This window comes from Micromonospora sp. NBC_01405 (genome assembly GCF_045040155.1).
Lineage (GTDB): Bacteria > Actinomycetota > Actinomycetes > Mycobacteriales > Micromonosporaceae > Micromonospora.
Map to the genome: position 1 here is coordinate 5,693,923 of NZ_CP109532.1, position 17,512 is coordinate 5,711,434.

The following is a 17,512-nucleotide window of genomic DNA, read 5'->3' on the forward strand; positions in this document are numbered from 1 at the left end:
CGCAGGACCGGCGAGACCGAGACCATGTCAAATCCCGTGTGCCGGGCGGGCCTGAGTGAAGGAGAGCTGTTGCAAGGGATGTAGCGGTTGCGCCAGGACCGCTCGATCTCGGTCGTGTCGGCGGTGAGTCCGGCGAGTGCCGAGCCTCGGGCCTGGGCGCCACTCCGACCAGCAACACGGAGGAACCTGGCCCCACGCCGAGCCGTCAGGCCCCGCCGCGCAGCCAACGCGGGCCCTGCACCTCCGCGCCGAGGGCACCCACCCGGCCGCGCAGCTCCCGATCGGCGGTGACCACCAGCCGGCGGCGGTCCGCGGCGGCGCCGACCAGCTCGACGATGGCGTCGTCGCCCGAACCCGGCGCGGCCACCACCCGCACGCCGGGCACCGTCGGCACCCCCCGCGCCGCGCCCTCCACCACCAGCACCACCTCCGTGGGCCCGGGCAGCAGCGGCGGCACGCCGACCTCGGCCACCGGGGTCAGGGCGTCGCGTAACCGGGCGGCAGCCCCGGCCCGGTCCCGCCACCAGCCGTCGGGGCGGGACCCCACGACGTTGGCGGCGTCCACGATCAGCAGCGGCCTCGCATCCATGGGCCCAGCCTGCCACCCGGGGGCGTTTGTCGCGCCGGTCGCCGGGTAGCCACCGCCGTCCGTGCCGGCGGAGGACTGCACCGGCGAGCGCGTCCGACCGCGGGAGGAAAGACATGACGGGAACCGGCGACTTCGGCTCCGACCCGTGGGACGAGTTCCTGGCCCGGTACTTCGGCCGGGGCGAGGCGGGACGCCGGCCGGCGCACCGGGTCGACATCACCCGGCTGATGACCGCCGACGCGCGGGAGATGCTCGCCGACGCGGCCCGCCGGGCCGCCCAGCGGCACAGCAACGACCTGGACACCGATCACCTACTCTGGGCGGCGTTGCAGCGGGAGCCGCTGCGCGACCTGGTCCGACGGGCCGGCGCGGACCCCGACACCCTGGTCAACGCCCTGGGCGGGCGCGGCGACGGCGCGCCCCGGGGCGAGGTGCCGCCGAACCTGTCGCTCACCCCGGCCGCCAAGCGGGCCCTGCTCGACGCCCACCAGCTCTCCCGCGCGATGGGTGCCAACTACATCGGCCCCGAGCACATCCTGATGGCCCTCCCGCTGAATCCGGAGTCCCCGGCCGGCCGGATGCTCGCCGCCGGCCGGATCCAGCCCGAGTCGCTCCAGGCGGCCAGCGCCGAGCGCGGCCCGATGGCGGGCCCGAAGCCCGACCGGGGCACGCCGACCCTCGACCAGTACGGCCAGGACCTCACCGAACTGGCCCGCAACGACCAGATCGACCCGGTGATCGGTCGGTCCGCCGAGATCGAGCAGGCGGTGGAGATCCTCTCCCGGCGTACCAAGAACAACCCGGTGCTGATCGGCGAGGCCGGCGTCGGCAAGACCGCGATCGTGGAGGGGCTGGCCGAGCGGATCTGCGACGGCGACGTGCCGCAGACCCTGCTCGGCAAGCGGGTGGTGCAGCTCGACCTCGCCGGCCTGGTCGCCGGCACCCGCTACCGGGGCGACTTCGAGGAGCGGCTGAAGAAGGTCATCGACGAGATCCGCGCCCACCGCGACGAGCTGATCATCTTCCTGGACGAGATCCACACCCTGGTCGGCGCCGGCGGGGCGGGCAGTGAGGGCGGCATGGACGCGTCCAACATGCTCAAGCCGGCGCTGGCCCGCGGCGAGCTGCGGGTGATCGGCGCGACCACCCTCGACGAGCACCGGCGCACCATCGAGAAGGACGCCGCGCTGGCCCGCCGGTTCCAGCCCGTGCTGGTGCCCGAGCCCACCGTGGACGACACCGTGGCCATCCTGCGCGGCCTGCGTGACCGCTACGAGGCCCACCACCAGGTTCGGTTCACCGACGAGGCGCTGGTCGCCGCCGCCGAGATGTCCGACCGGTACGTCACCGACCGGTACCTGCCGGACAAGGCGATCGACCTGATCGACCAGGCCGGCGCCCGGGTCCGGCTGCGCACCCGCACCCCCGCCTCGGACGTGCGCGAGCTCGAGCAGCAACTCGACGAGGTGCGCCGGGACAAGGAGCAGGCGGTCGCCGACGAGCAGTACGAGCGGGCCTCCGCCCTACGCGACCAGATCGCCGAGATGGAGGCGCAGATCCGCCGGGCCAAGGGCGACGAGGGCGACGAGGGCGGCGGCTCCCAGGTGCCGGCCGTCGGTCCGGAGGAGATCGCCGAGGTGGTCTCCCGGGCCACCGGCATCCCCGTCGCCCAGCTCACCGAGGAGGAACGGGACCGCCTGCTGCGGCTGGAGGGACACCTGCACGAGAAGATCGTGGGCCAGGACGACGCGGTCGGCGCGGTCGCCGAGGCGGTGCGCCGGTCGCGGACCGGGTTGGCCGACCCGAACCGGCCGATGGGCAGCTTCCTGTTCCTCGGCCCCACCGGCGTCGGCAAGACCGAGCTGGCCCGGGCCCTGGCCGAGTCGCTGTTCGGCGAGGCCGACCGGATGGTCCGGCTGGACATGAGCGAGTTCCAGGAACGGCACACCGTCGCCCGGCTGGTCGGCGCGCCCCCCGGCTACGTCGGGTACGAGGAGGCCGGCCAGCTCACCGAGGCGGTGCGCCGCCGCCCGTACGCGGTGGTGCTGCTCGACGAGATCGAGAAGGCCCACCCCGACGTGTTCAACATCCTGCTCCAGGTGCTCGACGACGGCCGGCTCACCGACAGCCAGGGCCGGACGGTGAACTTCAAGAACACCGTTCTGATCATGACCAGCAACCTGGGCTCGGAGCTGATCACCGGCAGCCAGCGCGCGGTCGGCTTCGGCGCGGGCGCGGCCGGCGAGGCCGGGGAGAACGACGAGCTGCGTGAGCGGCTGATGCGCCGGCTCAAGGAGAACTTCCGCCCCGAGTTCCTCAACCGGATCGACGAGGTGATCATCTTCCAGCGGCTGGAGCAGCAGCAACTGCGCCAGATCACCGAGCTGATGCTGGAGGAGACCCGGCGCCGGCTGCACGCCCAGGACATCGGGGTGGACTTCACCGTCGCCGGGATCGACTGGATCGCCGAGCGCGGCTACCAGCCGGAGTTCGGCGCCCGCCCGCTGCGGCGGGTGATCCAGCGCGAGGTGGACAACCGGATGTCGCGGATGCTGCTGGAGAACGCGATCTCGCCGGGGCAGCGGGTGACCGTGGACGCCCGCGACGACGCGCTCGCCTTCGAGGTGGCCGCCGGCGACCGGGACTACTCCGCGGCCACCACGTCCCACCCGCGGTGAGCGGGCGGAGGACGGAGATGACCGAACCCGAGGAGAGCGGCGAGGAGAACCCACGCGACGAACGGGCCGAACCGATCCTGGCCCCGCCGACGGCCAACCCCACCCGGGTGCGGGTGCCGCCGGAGGGCCTGCAACCCCACACCGGCGAACCGGAACCGTCCGGGCCGCCGCCCGCAGAGGAGGCGTGATGGTACGCGAGGCGCGACTCGATCCCGAGGTCGAGGTGCTCTGGGAGGACTTCCACGCCGAGGTGAACGTCACCTCCGAGCAACTGCGCAGCTGGCTGCTGACCCGAGGCTCCGGCGAGGAGTCGTTCGGGCCGAACCCCTCCCTCGACCTGCCCGAGCCGGGCCGGAAGATCCTCGCGGTGCTGCGCAAACGCAAGGTCGACCTGACCCCGGAGGACATCGAGGTGATGCGGGACGCCATCGACCGGATCCGGGCGCTGACGGCGGCCCGCCCGAAGGGCGGCACCAGCGACGACGAGTGGCGGCACTCCCTGCTCGACCTCGGCCACGACATCCTCGTGGAACGCTGACGTCACCCGCCGGGCCCGCGTCGGTGGCGCACCGGCTCCCGAGGCCCGCACGGGCCTGTTGACCTTTCGCCCGCGCCGTTCAACGGTCCCCGCGTGCCGGCCGCACGCGGGGACCACTGTTGGCGGCGGTCACTCCGGCTCCATGCTGCCGATCTGCAGCCCGGCGGCGTCCGCGGCGGCCTGGCGCTCGCCACGCGCCCGTTCCTCCCGGCTGAGCAGGGTGGCGTACTCGGTGATGTCGGCGGATTCGGGGACCACGGGCAGGCGGCGCAGGAACGCCTCCACGTCCCGGGAGGCGGCGGTGTGCGCGGCGGCGGCCTCCCGCAGCGTCTCCCGGTCGTCGGCGGTGGGGTAGAGATCGGTCATGCCGCCCCAGTTACCCACCATCAGGCGATTCGCACCCCGGAACCCGCCCCGCCGGGCGCCGGACCGGCCGGGGCGGGCCGGCGCACCCCGAACTCCGGGTGCCGCAGCAGCCAGGCCAGGTAGTCCGGGTGCGCGGCGAGCGAGTCGGTGTACGCCGACACCGCCGTGTCCAGCACCTCACCGGCGAAGCCCGCTCCGGCCGAGTCCGGGTGCCAGCCCAGCATCAGCCGCCAACGCAGCGGCGTCCCGACCAGCCGGCGGGTCATCAGCCCGGGCACGGGGCGGAAGGTGGCCTGGCACAGCGCCACCGCCGCGCCGGCCTCCACCAGGTCGACGCAGCCGCGCACGTCGGCCTCGTACAGCTTTCTGGGGGTGAAGCCGTCGCGGGCGCAGGCGGCGGCGAAGCAGTCGCCGAAGCAGCCGTCGCCGGGGGCGGCGACCCACTGCTCGCCGCGCAGGTCCACCAGGCGCACCTCGTCCCGCTCGACCATCGGGTGTCCCTCGGGCAGCAGCACCTGCACCGGCTCCATCGCCACCTCCCGCCAGGTCAGCCCGTGTCCGGTCGGTGGCAGCGAGTCGCCGCAGACCCCGACCAGGGCGTAGTCCATCCGGCCGCCGCCGACGAGCTGGGCCAGCTCGTCGGCGGACCAGGAGGCGTACGTGGTGATCTGTGCCTGGGGGTGCGCGGCGGCGAGCCGGTGCACCAGGCGGCCGAGGATGGGGCTGTTCACCCCGCCGAACCGGTACCGCGCGGGCGTCGGGTCGGCGCCGGCCAGCCGGGCCGCCTCGTCCTGCAGGCCCTGCATGGCCGGCAGCAGGACCCGGGCCCGGGACAGCACCAGCTCGCCGAGGGCGGTGGGCCGGGCGCCCCGCCGATCCCGGTCGAACAGGGGGCCGCCGAGGGTCCGCTCGATGCGTTGGAGCTGGGCGGTGAGCGCCGGCTGGGCCAGGCCGAGCGTGGACGCCGCCTTGGTCACGCTCCCCGTCTCCGCGATGGCGCAGACCACCCGCAGGTGTCGCAGCTCCAGATTCATAGGGTGACGGTATGGCCACTCGGGGGATCGACGGAAGGCCCTGGGTGGATCGGAGTTGACCGATGTCCGGGATGGCCCGTCCGATAATCGGTCAGCCCGGCGGTCGCCGCGCCTCCGCCGCGGTCGCCGGCCGGCCCGCTTCCGGCTCCAGATCCGTCAGGTACGTCGGCCTGCCGGTCACCGCGTCGCGGACCTTGTCCACCACGCCCACCGCCGGCTCGACGATCCGGTTCCAGGGCGGCGTCGCCGGGGTGCCCGGGTGCGGCCGGGTCGGCGCGGCCTCCTCGGCGATCTCCCACCGGTTGCCCAGCCGGATCAGCTCCACGTCGGTGGCCACCTCGCCCAGCGGGCTGACCAGTGCGGCGACCCGGGCGACGTGTCGACGTACCCGCTCGACCACGTCGGCCAGCGCGGGATCGGCCGGACCGGCCAACCCCTTCAGGGCGGCCAGCAGCGCGCCGGCGGCCTCAAGTTCCCGGTCGACCGGCTCCCCGGCCTGCGGCAGGGCGGCCCGCACAGCGGGGAACAGGTACTGCTCCTCCGCCGACAGGTGCCGGGAGACCGTGGCGGTGAGCACCTGAACCAGGTCGCCGGGCTCCGGGTCCGGGTCGGGGCCGCCGATCCGGTCGGCCAGGGCCAGCAGCTGCCGGTGCTCCTGGTCGATGATGTCGACCAGGCTGCGCCCGCCGGGCCGATAGCCCTCCTCGGGTACGGGCGGCAACGGGGGCAGGGGGACGGTCATGGTGCCCTCCTCGGTGGCGGGTGCGGCGGCCGATGGTGCGGCGGGGCGGCCCAATTGGGCGGTGCGGGACGGGACCGGCGGTACCCGGCGCGGGCCCGCGCGAAACGGACGGCCGGCCGGGCGACCTGCCCGATGGTCGCTGCTGGTATGAAGAGCCGATGACGAGCGACGCCGCCTCCGCCCGACCCGATCCCGCCGACGAGGTCGTCGACCTCTGCCGTGACCTGCTGCGCATCGACACCACGAACACCGGGGACAACGCCACCAGCGTCGGGGAACGCGCCGCGGCCGAGTACGTCGCGGAGAAGCTGGCCGAGGTCGGCGTCGACGCCGTGATCCACGAGTCCGCCCCGGGCCGGGCCAACCTCGTCGCCCGCATCCCCGGCACCGACCCCGGCCGGGACGCTCTGCTCGTCCACGGCCACCTCGACGTGGTGCCCGCCGACCCCGACGAGTGGTCGGTGCACCCGTTCTCCGGGGAGATCCGCGACGGCTACCTGTGGGGCCGTGGTGCGATCGACATGAAGGACTTCGACGCCATGGTGCTGACCGTGGTGCGGCACTGGCAGCGCACCGGCGTCCGGCCGGCCCGCGACATCGTGCTGGCGTTCACCGCGGACGAGGAGGCCGGCAGCGACTACGGCGCGCACTTCCTCACCGAGCACCACCGCGGCCTCTTCGACGGCTGCAGCGAGGCGATCGGCGAGGTCGGCGGCTTCTCGTACACGATCGACGAGTCCCAGCGGCTCTACCTGATCGAGACGGCCGAAAAGGGCATCGACTGGCTGCGACTGCACGCCAAGGGTCGACCCGGCCACGGTTCGATGGTGCACGACGACAACGCGGTCACCGCCCTCGCCGAGGCGGTGGCCCGCATCGGCCGGCACCGCTTCCCGGTGGTGGTCACCGACACCGTGCGGGCGTTCCTCGAGGAGGTCTCCGACCTGCTCGGCGTCGAGCTGGACCCGGCGGACCCGGAGACCGCCATCGCCAAACTCGGCCCGATCGCCAACATCATCGGCGCGACGATCCGCAACACCGCCAACCCGACCCGGCTCGCCGCCGGCTACAAGGACAACGTCATCCCCGGCCGGGCCACCGCCACCATCGACTGCCGTAGCCTGCCGGGGCAGTCCGAGCTGCTGGAGCAGCAGCTGCGCGAGCTGGTCGGCCCGGACATCGTGATCGAGTACATCCAGCGCCAGCCCGCCCTGGAGACCACCTTCGACGGCGATCTGGTCGACGCCATGTCCGTGGCCCTGCGCGCGGAGGACCCGGGCGCCCGGCCGGTGCCCTACATGCTCTCCGGCGGCACCGACGCCAAGGCATTCTCTCAGCTCGGCATCCGCTGCTTCGGTTTCGCGCCGCTGCGGCTGCCCGCCGACCTCAACTTCTCCGGGCTGTTCCACGGCATCGACGAGCGGGTTCCGGTGGACGGACTACAGTTCGGCGTGCGGGTTCTCGACCGGTTCCTCCGGAGTTGCTGACCGTGTCCGTCGCCCTACCGTTCGGCGCGGAACATCCCACATTGCGAAGGGAACGTACATGACCGACCAGCACGGTGAGCTGGATGCCGCCCTGGAGCGGGTGATCGACGCCGCCCGCGTGCACCTGGCCGCCGTCCGGGCCGCCCAGGGCCGCGTCGACGACGACGACGTCTGGCAGGCGTACGTCGCGCTGAACAACGCCTCCTTCGCGTACGACGAGCAACTGCTCGACGCGTTCGGCGAGGTCACACCCTGGGACGTGGAGTCCATCGACCCCGACGAGGCCGACGAGCGCTTCGGCGCCGCCGACGGCGGCGAGGCCACCGACCCGCATCCCCGGGTCATCTCGGTGCGCCAGCGCCGCGACTACCGGGTGCCCAGCGTCGCCGCGCTGATCCGGGCCGCCGAGGCGGCCCGCCGCGAGGGCACCCCCGAGGACGACGAGCCGGCACCCGTCGAGGGCGTCGGCGAGGCGGTGCTGGAGCTGCTGCAGAGCGGCGACGGCTCACTCAGCGCGCTGGACGTCCCGGAGCTGGAACCGCTCGACGGCGTGGTCATGGTCAGCGAGGTCGACACCTCGGTCGACCTGGAGTCGTTCGACGACGACGACGCGGTTGGCCCGTTCCAGCCCGCCGCCGACGACCGCCTCGTGGGCCGCCTCGACGAGCACCCGTTCCTCGACCACGACGACGAGGATCACGACCACGCGGGGCACCGCCACTAGGCCGTGGCCGCCCCGGGGCCCGAGCATCCGCTCGCGCCCCGGGGCGGCGTCGCCGCACTGTGGTTGCCTCAGGGCCCGAGCATCCGCTCGCGCCCCGGGGCGGCGTCGCCGCACTGTGGTTGCCTCAGGGCCCGAGCATCCGCTCGCGCCCCGGGGCGGCGTCGCCGCACTGTGGTTGCCTCAGGGCCCGAGCATCCGCTCGCGCCCCGGGGCGGCGTCGCCGCACTGTGGTTGCCTCAGGGCCCGAGCATCCGCTCGCGCCCCGGGGCGGCGCCGCCCGGAGGTCGCCCGGAGGCGACCCGGCGCTCAGTACGACAGGCCCGGCTGGGGTTGGTCGACCCGGCGGCGGCGCAGCACGACCTGCCGCGTGCCGTCCCGGTACAGCCGCACCCGGGCCAGCTCCCAGCCCGAGAACTCCGCCTGGATCGCCAGCTGCGCCGCGGCGGTCAACCGATCGACGTTCGAGGGCAACCGCAGCGGCGCGTATTCGTAGTCCATGGGTTCCATGCTGCCCAGCCCGCCGGTCGTCCGCCACCCCTCCCGAGGTGACCGCCGCCTCCGCCCCCACCTGCGCGACGGGCCCCGTCAGCCGTCCCGCTCGGGGTAGCCCATCGGCACCGCCGACACGTCGTCGAGCGCGACGACGATCTCGTCGGGCAGGGTCACCCGCTCCACCTGGAGCGCCCCGAGGAGCTGCCCTACCGTCCGGGCGCCGAGGATCGGGGCCGTCACCCCGGGCCGGTCCCGGATCCAGGCCAGCGCCACCTCCAGCGGCGACACCCCCAGCCCGCCGGCCGCCGTGGCCACCGCCTCCACGATGCTGGAGCAGCGTGGCTCCAGGTACGTCGCCACGAACGGCTCGAAGTGCGCCGACGCGGCCCGCGAGTCCGCCGGCCGGCCGTGCCGGTACTTGCCGGTGAGCACCCCCCTGCCCAGCGGCGACCAGGGCAGCATCCCCAGACCCAGCGCCGCGCAGGCCGGCAGCACCTCCCGCTCCACCCCCCGTTCGAGCAGCGAGTACTCCACCTGGGCGGCCACCACCGGGGCCCGCCCCGGCCACGCCGCCTGCCACGCCGCCGCCCGCGCGGTCTGCCAGCCGGAGAAGTTCGACACCCCAACGTAGCGGACCCGGCCGCTGGTCACCGCGTGGTCCAGTGCGGCCAGGGTCTCCTCCAGCGGCGTGTCCGGGTCGTACCCGTGCACCTGCCACAGGTCCACGTGGTCCGTGCCGAGCCGGCGCAGCGAGGCGTCCAGCGTGCGCAGCAGGTGGCCCCGGGAGGTGTCCCGGCGCCGGTCGTTGCCCGGCCGCAGCCCGGCCTTCGTCGCGATCAGCAGATCGTCGCGGGGGACCAGGCTGCCCAGCAGGGACCCGATCACCGCCTCCGCGTCCCCGTCGCCGTACACGTCGGCGGTGTCCACCAGATTGCCGCCCGCATCGAGGAAGCTCTTCAGCTGGGCGGCCCCGTCGTCGGCGTCGGTGTCCCGGCCCCAGGTCATGGTGCCGAGCGCGAGCCGGGAAACCGCCAGCCCGCTTCGGCCGAGCGGTCGCTGTTGCATGGGTGAACCTTATTTCCAACCCGCCGTCACCAACATCCTCGCTCCCGTCAAGTTCCTGCTAGCCCCTCCGGCCGGCGGGATTCCCATCCGTCCGGCCGGTCCGCCCCGAGGTGACGCGTTCGGGGTGAGCCGGTGATCGGCTCCGCCGCCGGTATTGCGTAACCTGATGCGACCTGTGCTGCGGATGGGGGAGGACCAGTGCGACTCGGGCTCAGCCTCGGATACCAGACGGCGTGGAGCACACCCGCCGACCACCTGGCGCTCGCCCAGGAGGCGGACCGGCTCGGCTACTCGGTGGTGTGGGCCGCGGAGGCCTACGGCTCCGACACGCCGAGCATGCTGGCCTGGATCGCCGGGCAGACCGAACGGATCGACGTGGGCAGTGCGGTGATGCAGATCCCCGCCCGCACCCCGGCGATGACCGCCATGACGGCGGCGACCATCGACGCGCTCTCCGGCGGCCGGTTCCGGCTCGGCCTGGGCGTCTCCGGGCCGCAGGTCTCCGAGGGCTGGCACGGGGTGCGCTTCGCCAAGCCCCTCGCCCGCACCAGGGAGTACGTCGACATCGTCAAGCTCGCCATCGCCCGCAAGCCGGTCGAGTACGACGGCGAGTTCTACACGCTGCCGCTGCCCGACGGCCCGGGCAAGGCGCTGCGGCTCGGCTTCCACCCGCCCCGCGAGCAGATCCCGATCTACCTCGCCGCCGTCGGCCCGAAGAACCTGGAACTGGCCGGCGAGATCGCCGACGGCTGGCTGGCCGTCTTCTACTCCCCGGAGTTCGCCGAGGAGCAGCTCGCCGCCGTGCGTGCCGGCCGGGCGAAGGCCGGCAAGGAGCTGGCCGGCTTCGACGTCGTGCCATCGGTCCCGGTGGTCATCGGCGACGACGTGGCCTCCTGCGCCGAGCTGGTCCGCTTCTACGCCGCCCTCTACGTCGGCGGCATGGGCAGCCGGCAGCAGAACTTCTACAACCAGCTCGCCACCCGGATGGGCTACGGCGACGCCGCCCGCGATGTGCAGGACCTCTACCTGGCCAAGCGGCAGCGCGACGCCGCCGCAGCGGTGCCGATGGAGTTCATCGACCGCACCTCGCTGCTCGGGCCGAAGGAGCGCATCGCCGAGCGGCTGGGCGAGTACGCGGCCGCCGGCGTCACCACCCTGTCGGTGACCCTCTTCGTGGCCGACCGGGACAGCGGCGTGCAGACCCTACGCACCGTCGCCGAGGCGCTGGACCTGGCCGGAGTCGGCGAGTGACCTGGATCGAAGCCATCGTCCTGGGCGTCGTCCAGGGCCTTACCGAGTTCCTGCCGGTCAGCTCGTCGGGGCACCTGCGGATCACCTCGGCGATCTTCTTCGACCGCGACGCCGGAGCCTCGTTCACCGCCGTCACCCAGCTCGGCACCGAGGCGGCCGTGCTGATCTACTTCGCCAAGGACATCTGGCGGATCACCCGGACCTGGCTCGTCGGCCTGTTCGACAGCTCGGTGCGCAGCAGCCTCGACTACCGGATGGGCTGGTACGTGATCGTCGGCTCCATCCCGATCGGGGTCTTCGGCCTCCTGTTCAAGGACCAGATCAAGACCGCCGGCCGGAACCTCTGGCTGGTCGCCACCACCCTGATCGTCTTCGCCTTCGTGCTCGCCTTCGCCGAGTACTGGGGCCGGCAGACCCGCACCCTGGCGAACTTCCGGATGCGCGACGGCATCGTGATGGGTTTCGCCCAGGCCATGGCGCTGATTCCCGGGGTGTCCCGCTCGGGCGGCACGCTCACCGCCGGCCTGCTGCTCAACCTCACCCGGGAGACGGCGGCGCGGTACTCGTTCCTGCTGGCCATCCCCGCCGTGGTGATGTCCGGGGTGTTCAGCCTCGGCGACGTGTTCGAACCGTCCGCGCCCGGCACCGCCGCGCCGAGCGGGGCGCAGTTGGTGGTTGCCACGCTCATCGCCTTCGCCATCGGCTACGCCGCCATCGCCTGGCTGTTGCGCTACGTCGCCCACCACACCCTGTACGTCTTCGTGCTGTACCGGGTCGCCCTGGGCACCCTGGTCCTCGCCCTGCTCATGACCAACACCATCTCCGCCACCTAACGGGGGTGGGTGGGGTGGGGTTGGGGCAGAGCCGTGGGCGGTCGCCGTCATGCGGGACCCCATAGGGTGGGTGGCGTGGCGACTCTTCTCCTTCTGCGGCACGGCCGTACCACCGCCAACGCCGCCGGCGGCCTCGCCGGCCGGCAGCCCGTCGAGCTGGACGACACCGGGCGGGCCCAGGCCACGGCGGTGGGCGAGCGGCTGCGCGGGTTGCCCCTCGCCGCGGTGGTGACCAGTCCGTTGATCCGCTGCCGGCAGACCCTGGAACTCGCCCTCCCGCAGGCCAGCCCGACCGTGGACGAGGGGCTGATCGAGTGCGGGTACGGCAGCTGGGAGGGGCAGCCGTTGAAGAAGCTGGCCAAGGAGCCGCTCTGGCCGGTGGTCCAGCAGCACCCGAGCGCCGCAGTCTTCCCCGAAGGGGAGTCGATGGCCGCGATGGCGGCGCGTGCGGTCGCGGCGGTGCGTACCTGGGACGCGCGGATCACCGCCGAACACGGCCCCGAGGCGGTCTGGCTGGCCTGCAGCCACGGCGATGTGATCAAGGCCATCGTGGCGGACGCGTTGGGCGTACACCTGGATCTCTTTCAGCGCATCGTCGCCGACCCGGCGTCGGTGACGGCGATCCGCTACACCCCGCTGCGGCCGTTCGTGGTGCGGCTCAACGACACCGGCGGTGACCTGGCCGCACTGGTGCCGCCGCCGCCGCCGCCCAAGCGGCGGCGGCGGGCGACGAGGCCGACGGACTCCGACGCCGCCGTGGGCGGAGGCGCCGGGGCCGTGCGGTGAGGCGCTCGCCGGGGCTGCCGGGCCGGGTCGGGCCCCACGGGTACGCGCGTGCGCGATTCACGGTCGGTGGGGTGCGCGACGCCGTGGCGGGCCGGATAGGGTCGTGGGTATGAGCCACCAGGTGCACGCCTTCGAGCCGCCGGAGCGGTTCGTCGCCGGGACGGTCGGGGCGCCCGGGGAGCGCACGTTCTTCCTGCAGGCGCGCGGCGGTGGTCGGCTGGTCAGTGTCGCGCTGGAGAAGGTCCAGGTGTCGCTGCTCGCCGAGAAGCTGGAGGAGCTGCTGACCGAGGCGCAGCGTCGCTTCGGTGTGCAGCTGCCCGAGCCGACGGTCTCCGTGGGCGACAACGAGCCGCTGGACACGCCGGTCGACGAGGAGTTCCGGGTCGGCACCCTCGGGTTGGCCTTCGACGTCGACACCGCCACGGTGGTGATCGAGGCGATCGCCGCCGGTGAGGGGGAGGCCGAGGTCGAATCCGACGGCGCCGAGGACGACGACGACGAGGACCCCGACGACGAGGAGCTGGACGAGACCCTCGACCGGCTGCGCGTCCGGTTGACCCCCGAGGCGACCCGTGAGTTCATCGAGCGGGCCCGCCGGGTGGTCAACGCCGGTCGCCCGCCCTGTCCGCTCTGCGGGCAGCCGCTGGACCCCGCCGGGCACCTGTGCCCGCGGCACAACGGTTACCACCGGTGACGTCGTCCGAACTCCAACCCTGCCAGGACGGCGCGGCGACGCTGCGGTTGTTGCGCGACGGTGAGCTTACCGTCGAAGGTCGGCTGGTCGACGCGTCGAACGCCACACTGCTCGGCGCGCTCACCCTTGACGGGCTGAGCGCACGCTGTGTCTACAAGCCGGTGCGGGGCGAGCGACCGTTGTGGGACTTCCCCGACGGCACCCTCGCCGGGCGGGAGGTCTCGGCGTACCTGGTCTCCCGGGCCAGCGGCTGGGACCTGGTGCCGCCGACGGTGCTGCGGGACGGCCCGTTCGGCCCGGGTTCCTGTCAGCTGTGGATCGACGAGCCGTCCGACGCCGAGCCGCTGGTCGGGTTCGTGCCCGCCGAAACGGTGCCGCCGCGCTGGCTCCCGATCGCGGCGGCCCGGGACGACGACGGCACCCCGTACGCCCTGGCGCACGCCGACGACCCGCGCCTGGCCCGGCTGGCCGTGCTCGACGCGGTGATCAACAATGCCGACCGCAAGGGCGGTCACGTGCTCGTCGGCCCGGACGACCGGATCTACGGCGTCGACCACGGGGTGAGCTTCCACGTCGAGGAGAAGCTGCGCACCGTCCTGTGGGGCTGGGCCGGTCGGGAGTTGCCGCCGGACGCGTTGGAGATGCTCGCCGACCTCGCCGGCCAGCTCGCCGGCGCCCTCGGCGAGGAGCTCGGCGAGCACCTGACGGTCCGCGAGGTCGCGGAGGTCGCCGCGCGGGTGGGTCGGCTGCGTGACGCCGGCCGCTTCCCGCAGCCGCCGGAGGACTGGCCGGCGATGCCCTGGCCACCCATGTGACGGTGGGCCGGCAAGCCGCTCCGACGCGAGAGGTTGTCATGTTGATCACCCGTGGGGTGGCTTCGGTGCGCCGGGTGGCTCGTTAGGCTGACGGGCATGGAGTCTTGGGTGGGGCATGAGGTGCCACGGCTGCCCGGCAGAGGTGGCCCGCTGACGTTGTTCGACTCGGCGCGACGTGGGGTCGAGCCCAGTCGGCCCGACGGCACCGCCACTATGTACGTCTGCGGCATCACCCCGTACGACGCCACCCACCTCGGCCACGCCGCCACCATGATCACCTTCGATCTGGTGCAGCGCGTGTGGCGGGACTCCGGCCTGACGGTGCGGTACGTGCAGAACGTCACCGACATCGACGACCCGCTGCTGGAGCGGGCCGAGCGCGACGGCGAGGACTGGAAGGTCCTGGCGATGCGGGAGACCGCGCTGTTCCGGGAGGACATGGAGGCGCTGCGGATCATTCCGCCGGCGCACTACGTCGGCGCGGTGGAGTCGATCCCGGACATCGCCGACAAGGTCCTGCTCCTGCTCAAGGACGGCGCGGCGTACCGGCTCGACGACGGCACCGGCGACGTCTACTTCGACATCACCGCCGTCCCGGCGTTCGGCTACGAGTCGAACCTCTCCCGGCCGGAGATGCTGGAGATCTTCCCCGAGCGTGGTGGCGATCCGGACCGGGCGGGCAAGCGCGACCCGCTGGACCCGCTGTTGTGGCGGGGGGCTCGCGAGGGCGAGCCGTCCTGGCCCGGCGGCGACCTCGGCCCGGGCCGGCCGGGCTGGCACATCGAGTGCGCGGTGATCGCGCTGAACCTGCTGGGCGAGACCATCGACGTGCAGGGCGGCGGGAACGACCTGATCTTCCCGCACCACGAGTGTTCCGCCGCGCACGCGGAGCGGCTGACCGGGCGGTCGCCGTTCGCCACCCACTACGTGCACGCCGGCATGATCGGCCTGAACGGCGAGAAGATGTCGAAGTCCAAGGGGAACCTGGTCTTCGTCTCCCGGCTGCGCGCCGACCGGGTGGACCCGGTGGCGGTCCGGCTCGGGCTGATGGCCGAGCACTACCGCGCCGACCGTACCTGGACCGACGACGTGCTCGCCGCCGCCCACGAGCGCCTGGCGCGGTGGCGCCGGGCCGCCGCCGCCACCGCCGGCCCGTCCGGGGTCGAGCTGCTGGCCGCGGTACGCGACCGGCTCGCCGACGACCTCGACACCCCCGGCGCGATCGCGGTCGCCGACGCCTGGGCCGAGCGGACCCTCGCCGGTGAGGGCGCGGACCGGGCCGCCCCGCCCCTGTTCGCCGAGACCCTCGACGCCCTCCTGGGTCTCCGCCTCTGACTGACCCCGTCTCTTTCGCCGAGACCCTCGACGCCCTCCCGGGTCTCCGCCTCTGACTGACCCGCCCCTTGGCGGCTCAGCCCAGGACGAGACCGGGGTCCGGGTCGGGATCCGGCGTGGGGGCGGGGATCCGGTACTCCTCGGTGAGCGTGGTCATCGGTCCCGGCCAGGTGGCCTGGGCGACCTCGATGGGCTTGCGCCGGTCGTCGTAGGCGACGTGCAGCAGGTGCAGCACCGGGGTGTCGGGGCGGATCTGGAGTGTCTCCGACTCCTCTCGGCTGGGCTGGCGGGCGGTGATGGTGTCGGTGGCGGTGACGTACCGCCGGCCGGTGGCCTCCTCCGCCTCCTGGTAGAGGGGGCGGCCGAACGCCTCGCCCCGCTCCAGGGAGGTGCCGGCGGTGTCTGCCGGTAGGAACCAGGAGGCGCCCACCTCGACGGGAGAGTCCTCGGTGCGGACGAGGTGCCGGCGGCACAGCAGTTCGGTGCCGTCGGCGACGCCGAACGCGTCGGCCACCTCGGGCGGGGCGGCCGCCCGGCCGACCGAGACGAGCTGCTGGCGGTACCGGGCGGCCAGGTCGGTGTGGTAGCCGCGGAAGCCGCCGTACCGGCCCCGGGCGAGGCGGTTGAGCCGGCGCCGGGTGCCCCGGACGTACGTACCGGAGCCGGGCTTGGTGATCAGGATGCCCTCGACCCGCAGCTGGTCGACGGCGCGCTGCACGGTCTGCTTCGCGACGCCGAACATCTCGGCGATGGCCGGGATGGACGGCAGCCGCTCGCCGGGCCCCCAGTCGCCGCGGCGCACCTGGGCCTTGAGCTGCGCGGCGATCTGCCGGTGCGGGAACTCGGCCGCGCCGGGGTTGATCTGCATGCCCGCCTCCTCGAATGACAGCTAGGTTCCTAGGATGCCGTACGGGACGTGACCTCGCCACCCCGACACGCGCGAGGGCCCCGGACCGTGGCGGTCCGGGGCCCTCGATGCGCGGTGGGGGCGGCTACCAGGAGCCGGCGGTGGGGCCGGCCGAGCCGCCTCGCCGGCGCAGGTACTTCTCGAACTCCTGGGCGATCTCGTCACCGGTCAGCGGGGTGATGCCCGCGTCGCCGACGCGTTCCTCCAACTCGCGGACGTACTCGCCGAGCTCGGCGTCCTGCTCGGCGGCACCGCGCACCCGCTGCTCCCACTCGGCGGCCTCCTCGGCCAGGTCGGCCATCGGCACCGGCAGGTCGAGCACCTCCTCGACCCGGTGCAGCAGGGCCAGGGTGGCCTTCGGGCAGGGCGGGTTGTTGGCATAGTGCGGCACGTGCACCCAGAACGAGACCGCGTCCACCTCGGCCCGGGTGCAGGCGTCCTGCAACACGCCGACGATCCCGGTCGGGCCGTCGTAGCGGGTGGGGGTGAGCTGGTAGCGCTGGGCGGCCTCCGCGTCCGAGGCGCTGCCGGTGATCGGCAGCGGCCGGGTGTACGGCACGTCGGCCAGCAGCGCGCCGAGCAGCACCACCCGTTCGACCTCAAGGCTGTGACAGATCTCCAGCACCTGCTCGCAGAACGTGCGCCAGCGCATGCTCGGCTCGATGCCCCGGATCAGCACCACGTCCCGTTCGGTGCCCTCGGGGCTGGCCACCATGAACCGGGTGGTGGGCCACTCGACGCGGCGGGTCTCGCCGTCGGCCATCGTGACCGTCGGCCGGCTGACCTGGAAGTCGTAGAAGTCCTCCGGGTCCAGTTCGGTGATCTGCCGCGACTCCCAGACCTGCTCCAGGTGCTCGACCGCGGCGGTCGACGCGTCGGCGGCGTCGTTCCAGCCCTCGAAGGCGGCGATGGCCACGGGGGACCGCAGTACCGGCAGTCCGTCGAACTCGGTCACGCCGTCACCTCACCCTGCTCGTCGGGGGCGGCCACGGGCGACGGCCCTGTCGCCCGCCCGCCGTGCACGGTGGCGTCCCTGTTGTCCTTCACGTCTGTCAGCCTACGGGTCGGCGCGGGATGCGGCCCGTCGGCCGCGCCGTTCCGGCCGCCGCGCGGCCGGGTCGTCCCGCCCGAGCCGAGCCGAGCCGGAACGAGGCACGTGCTTCCCGTTACGCCGCC

Annotated in this window: 19 protein-coding genes; 11 read left to right on the top strand and 8 right to left on the bottom strand. The window is 73.6% G+C overall.

The features are described 5' to 3' along the window. Positions 1–205: 205 nt before the first annotated feature. Positions 206–589, bottom strand: coding sequence for a hypothetical protein (locus OG559_RS24630; RefSeq protein WP_405107593.1), 384 nt, complete (start codon positions 587–589; stop codon positions 206–208). A gap of 113 nt (positions 590–702) precedes the next feature. Between OG559_RS24630 and OG559_RS24635 the strand changes: the two genes are divergently transcribed. Genes OG559_RS24635 through OG559_RS24645 form a run of 3 tightly spaced genes read left to right on the top strand, consistent with a single transcriptional unit; the run spans position 703 to position 3,805 of the window. Continuing rightward, the gene (locus OG559_RS24635) at positions 703–3,267 is read left to right on the top strand and encodes an ATP-dependent Clp protease ATP-binding subunit (RefSeq protein WP_405107596.1); all 2,565 of its coding nucleotides are present in this window, start codon (positions 703–705) and stop codon (positions 3,265–3,267) included. Between the two features lie 17 nt (positions 3,268–3,284). Further along, positions 3,285–3,455: a hypothetical protein gene (locus OG559_RS24640; RefSeq protein ID WP_350883076.1), complete on the top strand. Its 171-nt coding sequence runs from the start codon at positions 3,285–3,287 to the stop codon at positions 3,453–3,455. Continuing rightward, on the top strand, positions 3,455–3,805 hold the full coding sequence (locus OG559_RS24645; protein ID WP_405107599.1) for a DUF3140 domain-containing protein: 351 nt from the start codon (positions 3,455–3,457) through the stop codon (positions 3,803–3,805). The genes OG559_RS24640 and OG559_RS24645 overlap by 1 nt, the downstream gene beginning before the upstream one ends. A 129-nt stretch (positions 3,806–3,934) precedes the next feature. Here the strand turns inward: OG559_RS24645 and OG559_RS24650 are convergent, their stop codons facing one another. The 3 genes from OG559_RS24650 to OG559_RS24660 all read right to left on the bottom strand — a co-directional run bounded on the left by OG559_RS24650 (position 3,935) and on the right by OG559_RS24660 (position 5,947). Continuing rightward, the gene (locus OG559_RS24650; RefSeq protein ID WP_405116937.1) at positions 3,935–4,171 is read right to left on the bottom strand and encodes a hypothetical protein; all 237 of its coding nucleotides are present in this window, start codon (positions 4,169–4,171) and stop codon (positions 3,935–3,937) included. 20 nt (positions 4,172–4,191) lie between these two features. After that, on the bottom strand, positions 4,192–5,205 hold the full coding sequence (locus OG559_RS24655) for a LysR substrate-binding domain-containing protein (protein ID WP_405107602.1): 1,014 nt from the start codon (positions 5,203–5,205) through the stop codon (positions 4,192–4,194). A 91-nt stretch (positions 5,206–5,296) separates the two neighbouring features. Next, positions 5,297–5,947, bottom strand: coding sequence for a hemerythrin domain-containing protein (locus tag OG559_RS24660; RefSeq protein ID WP_405107605.1), 651 nt, complete (start codon positions 5,945–5,947; stop codon positions 5,297–5,299). Positions 5,948–6,105: 158 nt separating this feature from the next. Here OG559_RS24660 and OG559_RS24665 point away from each other — a divergent pair, with 158 nt between their 5' ends. Together OG559_RS24665 and OG559_RS24670 are read left to right on the top strand one after the other, a co-directional pair. Further along, entirely contained in the window at positions 6,106–7,434 is a 1,329-nt protein-coding gene (locus OG559_RS24665; protein WP_405107607.1) for a M20/M25/M40 family metallo-hydrolase, read from the top strand. 58 nt (positions 7,435–7,492) lie between these two features. Next, positions 7,493–8,158, top strand: coding sequence for a hypothetical protein (locus OG559_RS24670; RefSeq protein WP_405107609.1), 666 nt, complete (start codon positions 7,493–7,495; stop codon positions 8,156–8,158). 306 nt (positions 8,159–8,464) lie between these two features. On the opposite strand, the gene OG559_RS24675 is transcribed toward OG559_RS24670, so the two are convergent. Both OG559_RS24675 and OG559_RS24680 read right to left on the bottom strand, forming a co-directional pair. Then, a complete protein-coding gene (locus OG559_RS24675) occupies positions 8,465–8,656 on the bottom strand; it encodes a DUF5703 family protein (protein WP_396672976.1) in 192 nt (63 codons plus the stop codon). Between the two features lie 87 nt (positions 8,657–8,743). After that, complete coding sequence (locus OG559_RS24680) at positions 8,744–9,715, bottom strand: aldo/keto reductase (protein ID WP_405107612.1); 972 nt, start codon at positions 9,713–9,715, stop codon at positions 8,744–8,746. A gap of 198 nt (positions 9,716–9,913) precedes the next feature. Here OG559_RS24680 and OG559_RS24685 point away from each other — a divergent pair, with 198 nt between their 5' ends. The 6 genes from OG559_RS24685 (at position 9,914) to mshC (ending at position 15,429) form a co-directional block, all read left to right on the top strand. Continuing rightward, the gene (locus OG559_RS24685) at positions 9,914–10,966 is read left to right on the top strand and encodes an LLM class F420-dependent oxidoreductase (RefSeq protein ID WP_405107614.1); all 1,053 of its coding nucleotides are present in this window, start codon (positions 9,914–9,916) and stop codon (positions 10,964–10,966) included. Next, the gene (locus OG559_RS24690; RefSeq protein ID WP_405107617.1) at positions 10,963–11,799 is read left to right on the top strand and encodes an undecaprenyl-diphosphate phosphatase; all 837 of its coding nucleotides are present in this window, start codon (positions 10,963–10,965) and stop codon (positions 11,797–11,799) included. The genes OG559_RS24685 and OG559_RS24690 overlap by 4 nt, the downstream gene beginning before the upstream one ends. 66 nt (positions 11,800–11,865) lie before the next feature. Continuing rightward, on the top strand, positions 11,866–12,585 hold the full coding sequence (locus OG559_RS24695) for a histidine phosphatase family protein (RefSeq protein WP_405107619.1): 720 nt from the start codon (positions 11,866–11,868) through the stop codon (positions 12,583–12,585). Between the two features lie 109 nt (positions 12,586–12,694). Further along, positions 12,695–13,279, top strand: a complete 585-nt coding sequence (locus OG559_RS24700; protein WP_405107622.1) for a DUF3090 domain-containing protein — start codon at positions 12,695–12,697, stop codon at positions 13,277–13,279. Further along, the gene (locus tag OG559_RS24705) at positions 13,276–14,094 is read left to right on the top strand and encodes an SCO1664 family protein (protein ID WP_405107625.1); all 819 of its coding nucleotides are present in this window, start codon (positions 13,276–13,278) and stop codon (positions 14,092–14,094) included. Before OG559_RS24700 ends, OG559_RS24705 begins: the two co-directional genes overlap by 4 nt. A gap of 96 nt (positions 14,095–14,190) precedes the next feature. Continuing rightward, positions 14,191–15,429, top strand: a complete 1,239-nt coding sequence (gene mshC, locus OG559_RS24710; RefSeq protein WP_405107628.1) for a cysteine--1-D-myo-inosityl 2-amino-2-deoxy-alpha-D-glucopyranoside ligase — start codon at positions 14,191–14,193, stop codon at positions 15,427–15,429. A gap of 76 nt (positions 15,430–15,505) precedes the next feature. Here mshC and OG559_RS24715 read toward each other — a convergent pair whose 3' ends face one another. Both OG559_RS24715 and OG559_RS24720 read right to left on the bottom strand, forming a co-directional pair. Further along, a complete protein-coding gene (locus tag OG559_RS24715; protein WP_405107631.1) occupies positions 15,506–16,297 on the bottom strand; it encodes a GntR family transcriptional regulator in 792 nt (263 codons plus the stop codon). A 124-nt stretch (positions 16,298–16,421) separates the two neighbouring features. Continuing rightward, positions 16,422–17,291, bottom strand: coding sequence for a PAC2 family protein (locus OG559_RS24720; protein WP_387018153.1), 870 nt, complete (start codon positions 17,289–17,291; stop codon positions 16,422–16,424). Positions 17,292–17,512 lie beyond the last annotated feature (221 nt).

Excerpts from the sequence above, each read along its gene's own strand:
- OG559_RS24630 (WP_405107593.1), bottom strand. The coding sequence starts at position 589 with ATGGATGCGAGGCCGCTGCTGATCGTGGACGCCGCCAACGTCGTGGGG.
- OG559_RS24635 (WP_405107596.1), top strand. The coding sequence starts at position 703 with ATGACGGGAACCGGCGACTTCGGCTCCGACCCGTGGGACGAGTTCCTG.
- OG559_RS24640 (WP_350883076.1), top strand. The coding sequence starts at position 3,285 with ATGACCGAACCCGAGGAGAGCGGCGAGGAGAACCCACGCGACGAACGG.
- OG559_RS24645 (WP_405107599.1), top strand. The coding sequence starts at position 3,455 with ATGGTACGCGAGGCGCGACTCGATCCCGAGGTCGAGGTGCTCTGGGAG.
- OG559_RS24650 (WP_405116937.1), bottom strand. The coding sequence starts at position 4,171 with ATGACCGATCTCTACCCCACCGCCGACGACCGGGAGACGCTGCGGGAG.
- OG559_RS24655 (WP_405107602.1), bottom strand. The coding sequence starts at position 5,205 with ATGAATCTGGAGCTGCGACACCTGCGGGTGGTCTGCGCCATCGCGGAG.
- OG559_RS24660 (WP_405107605.1), bottom strand. The coding sequence starts at position 5,947 with ATGACCGTCCCCCTGCCCCCGTTGCCGCCCGTACCCGAGGAGGGCTAT.
- OG559_RS24665 (WP_405107607.1), top strand. The coding sequence starts at position 6,106 with ATGACGAGCGACGCCGCCTCCGCCCGACCCGATCCCGCCGACGAGGTC.
- OG559_RS24670 (WP_405107609.1), top strand. The coding sequence starts at position 7,493 with ATGACCGACCAGCACGGTGAGCTGGATGCCGCCCTGGAGCGGGTGATC.
- OG559_RS24675 (WP_396672976.1), bottom strand. The coding sequence starts at position 8,656 with ATGGACTACGAATACGCGCCGCTGCGGTTGCCCTCGAACGTCGATCGG.
- OG559_RS24680 (WP_405107612.1), bottom strand. The coding sequence starts at position 9,715 with ATGCAACAGCGACCGCTCGGCCGAAGCGGGCTGGCGGTTTCCCGGCTC.
- OG559_RS24700 (WP_405107622.1), top strand. The coding sequence starts at position 12,695 with ATGAGCCACCAGGTGCACGCCTTCGAGCCGCCGGAGCGGTTCGTCGCC.
- mshC (WP_405107628.1), top strand. The coding sequence starts at position 14,191 with ATGGAGTCTTGGGTGGGGCATGAGGTGCCACGGCTGCCCGGCAGAGGT.
- OG559_RS24715 (WP_405107631.1), bottom strand. The coding sequence starts at position 16,297 with ATGCAGATCAACCCCGGCGCGGCCGAGTTCCCGCACCGGCAGATCGCC.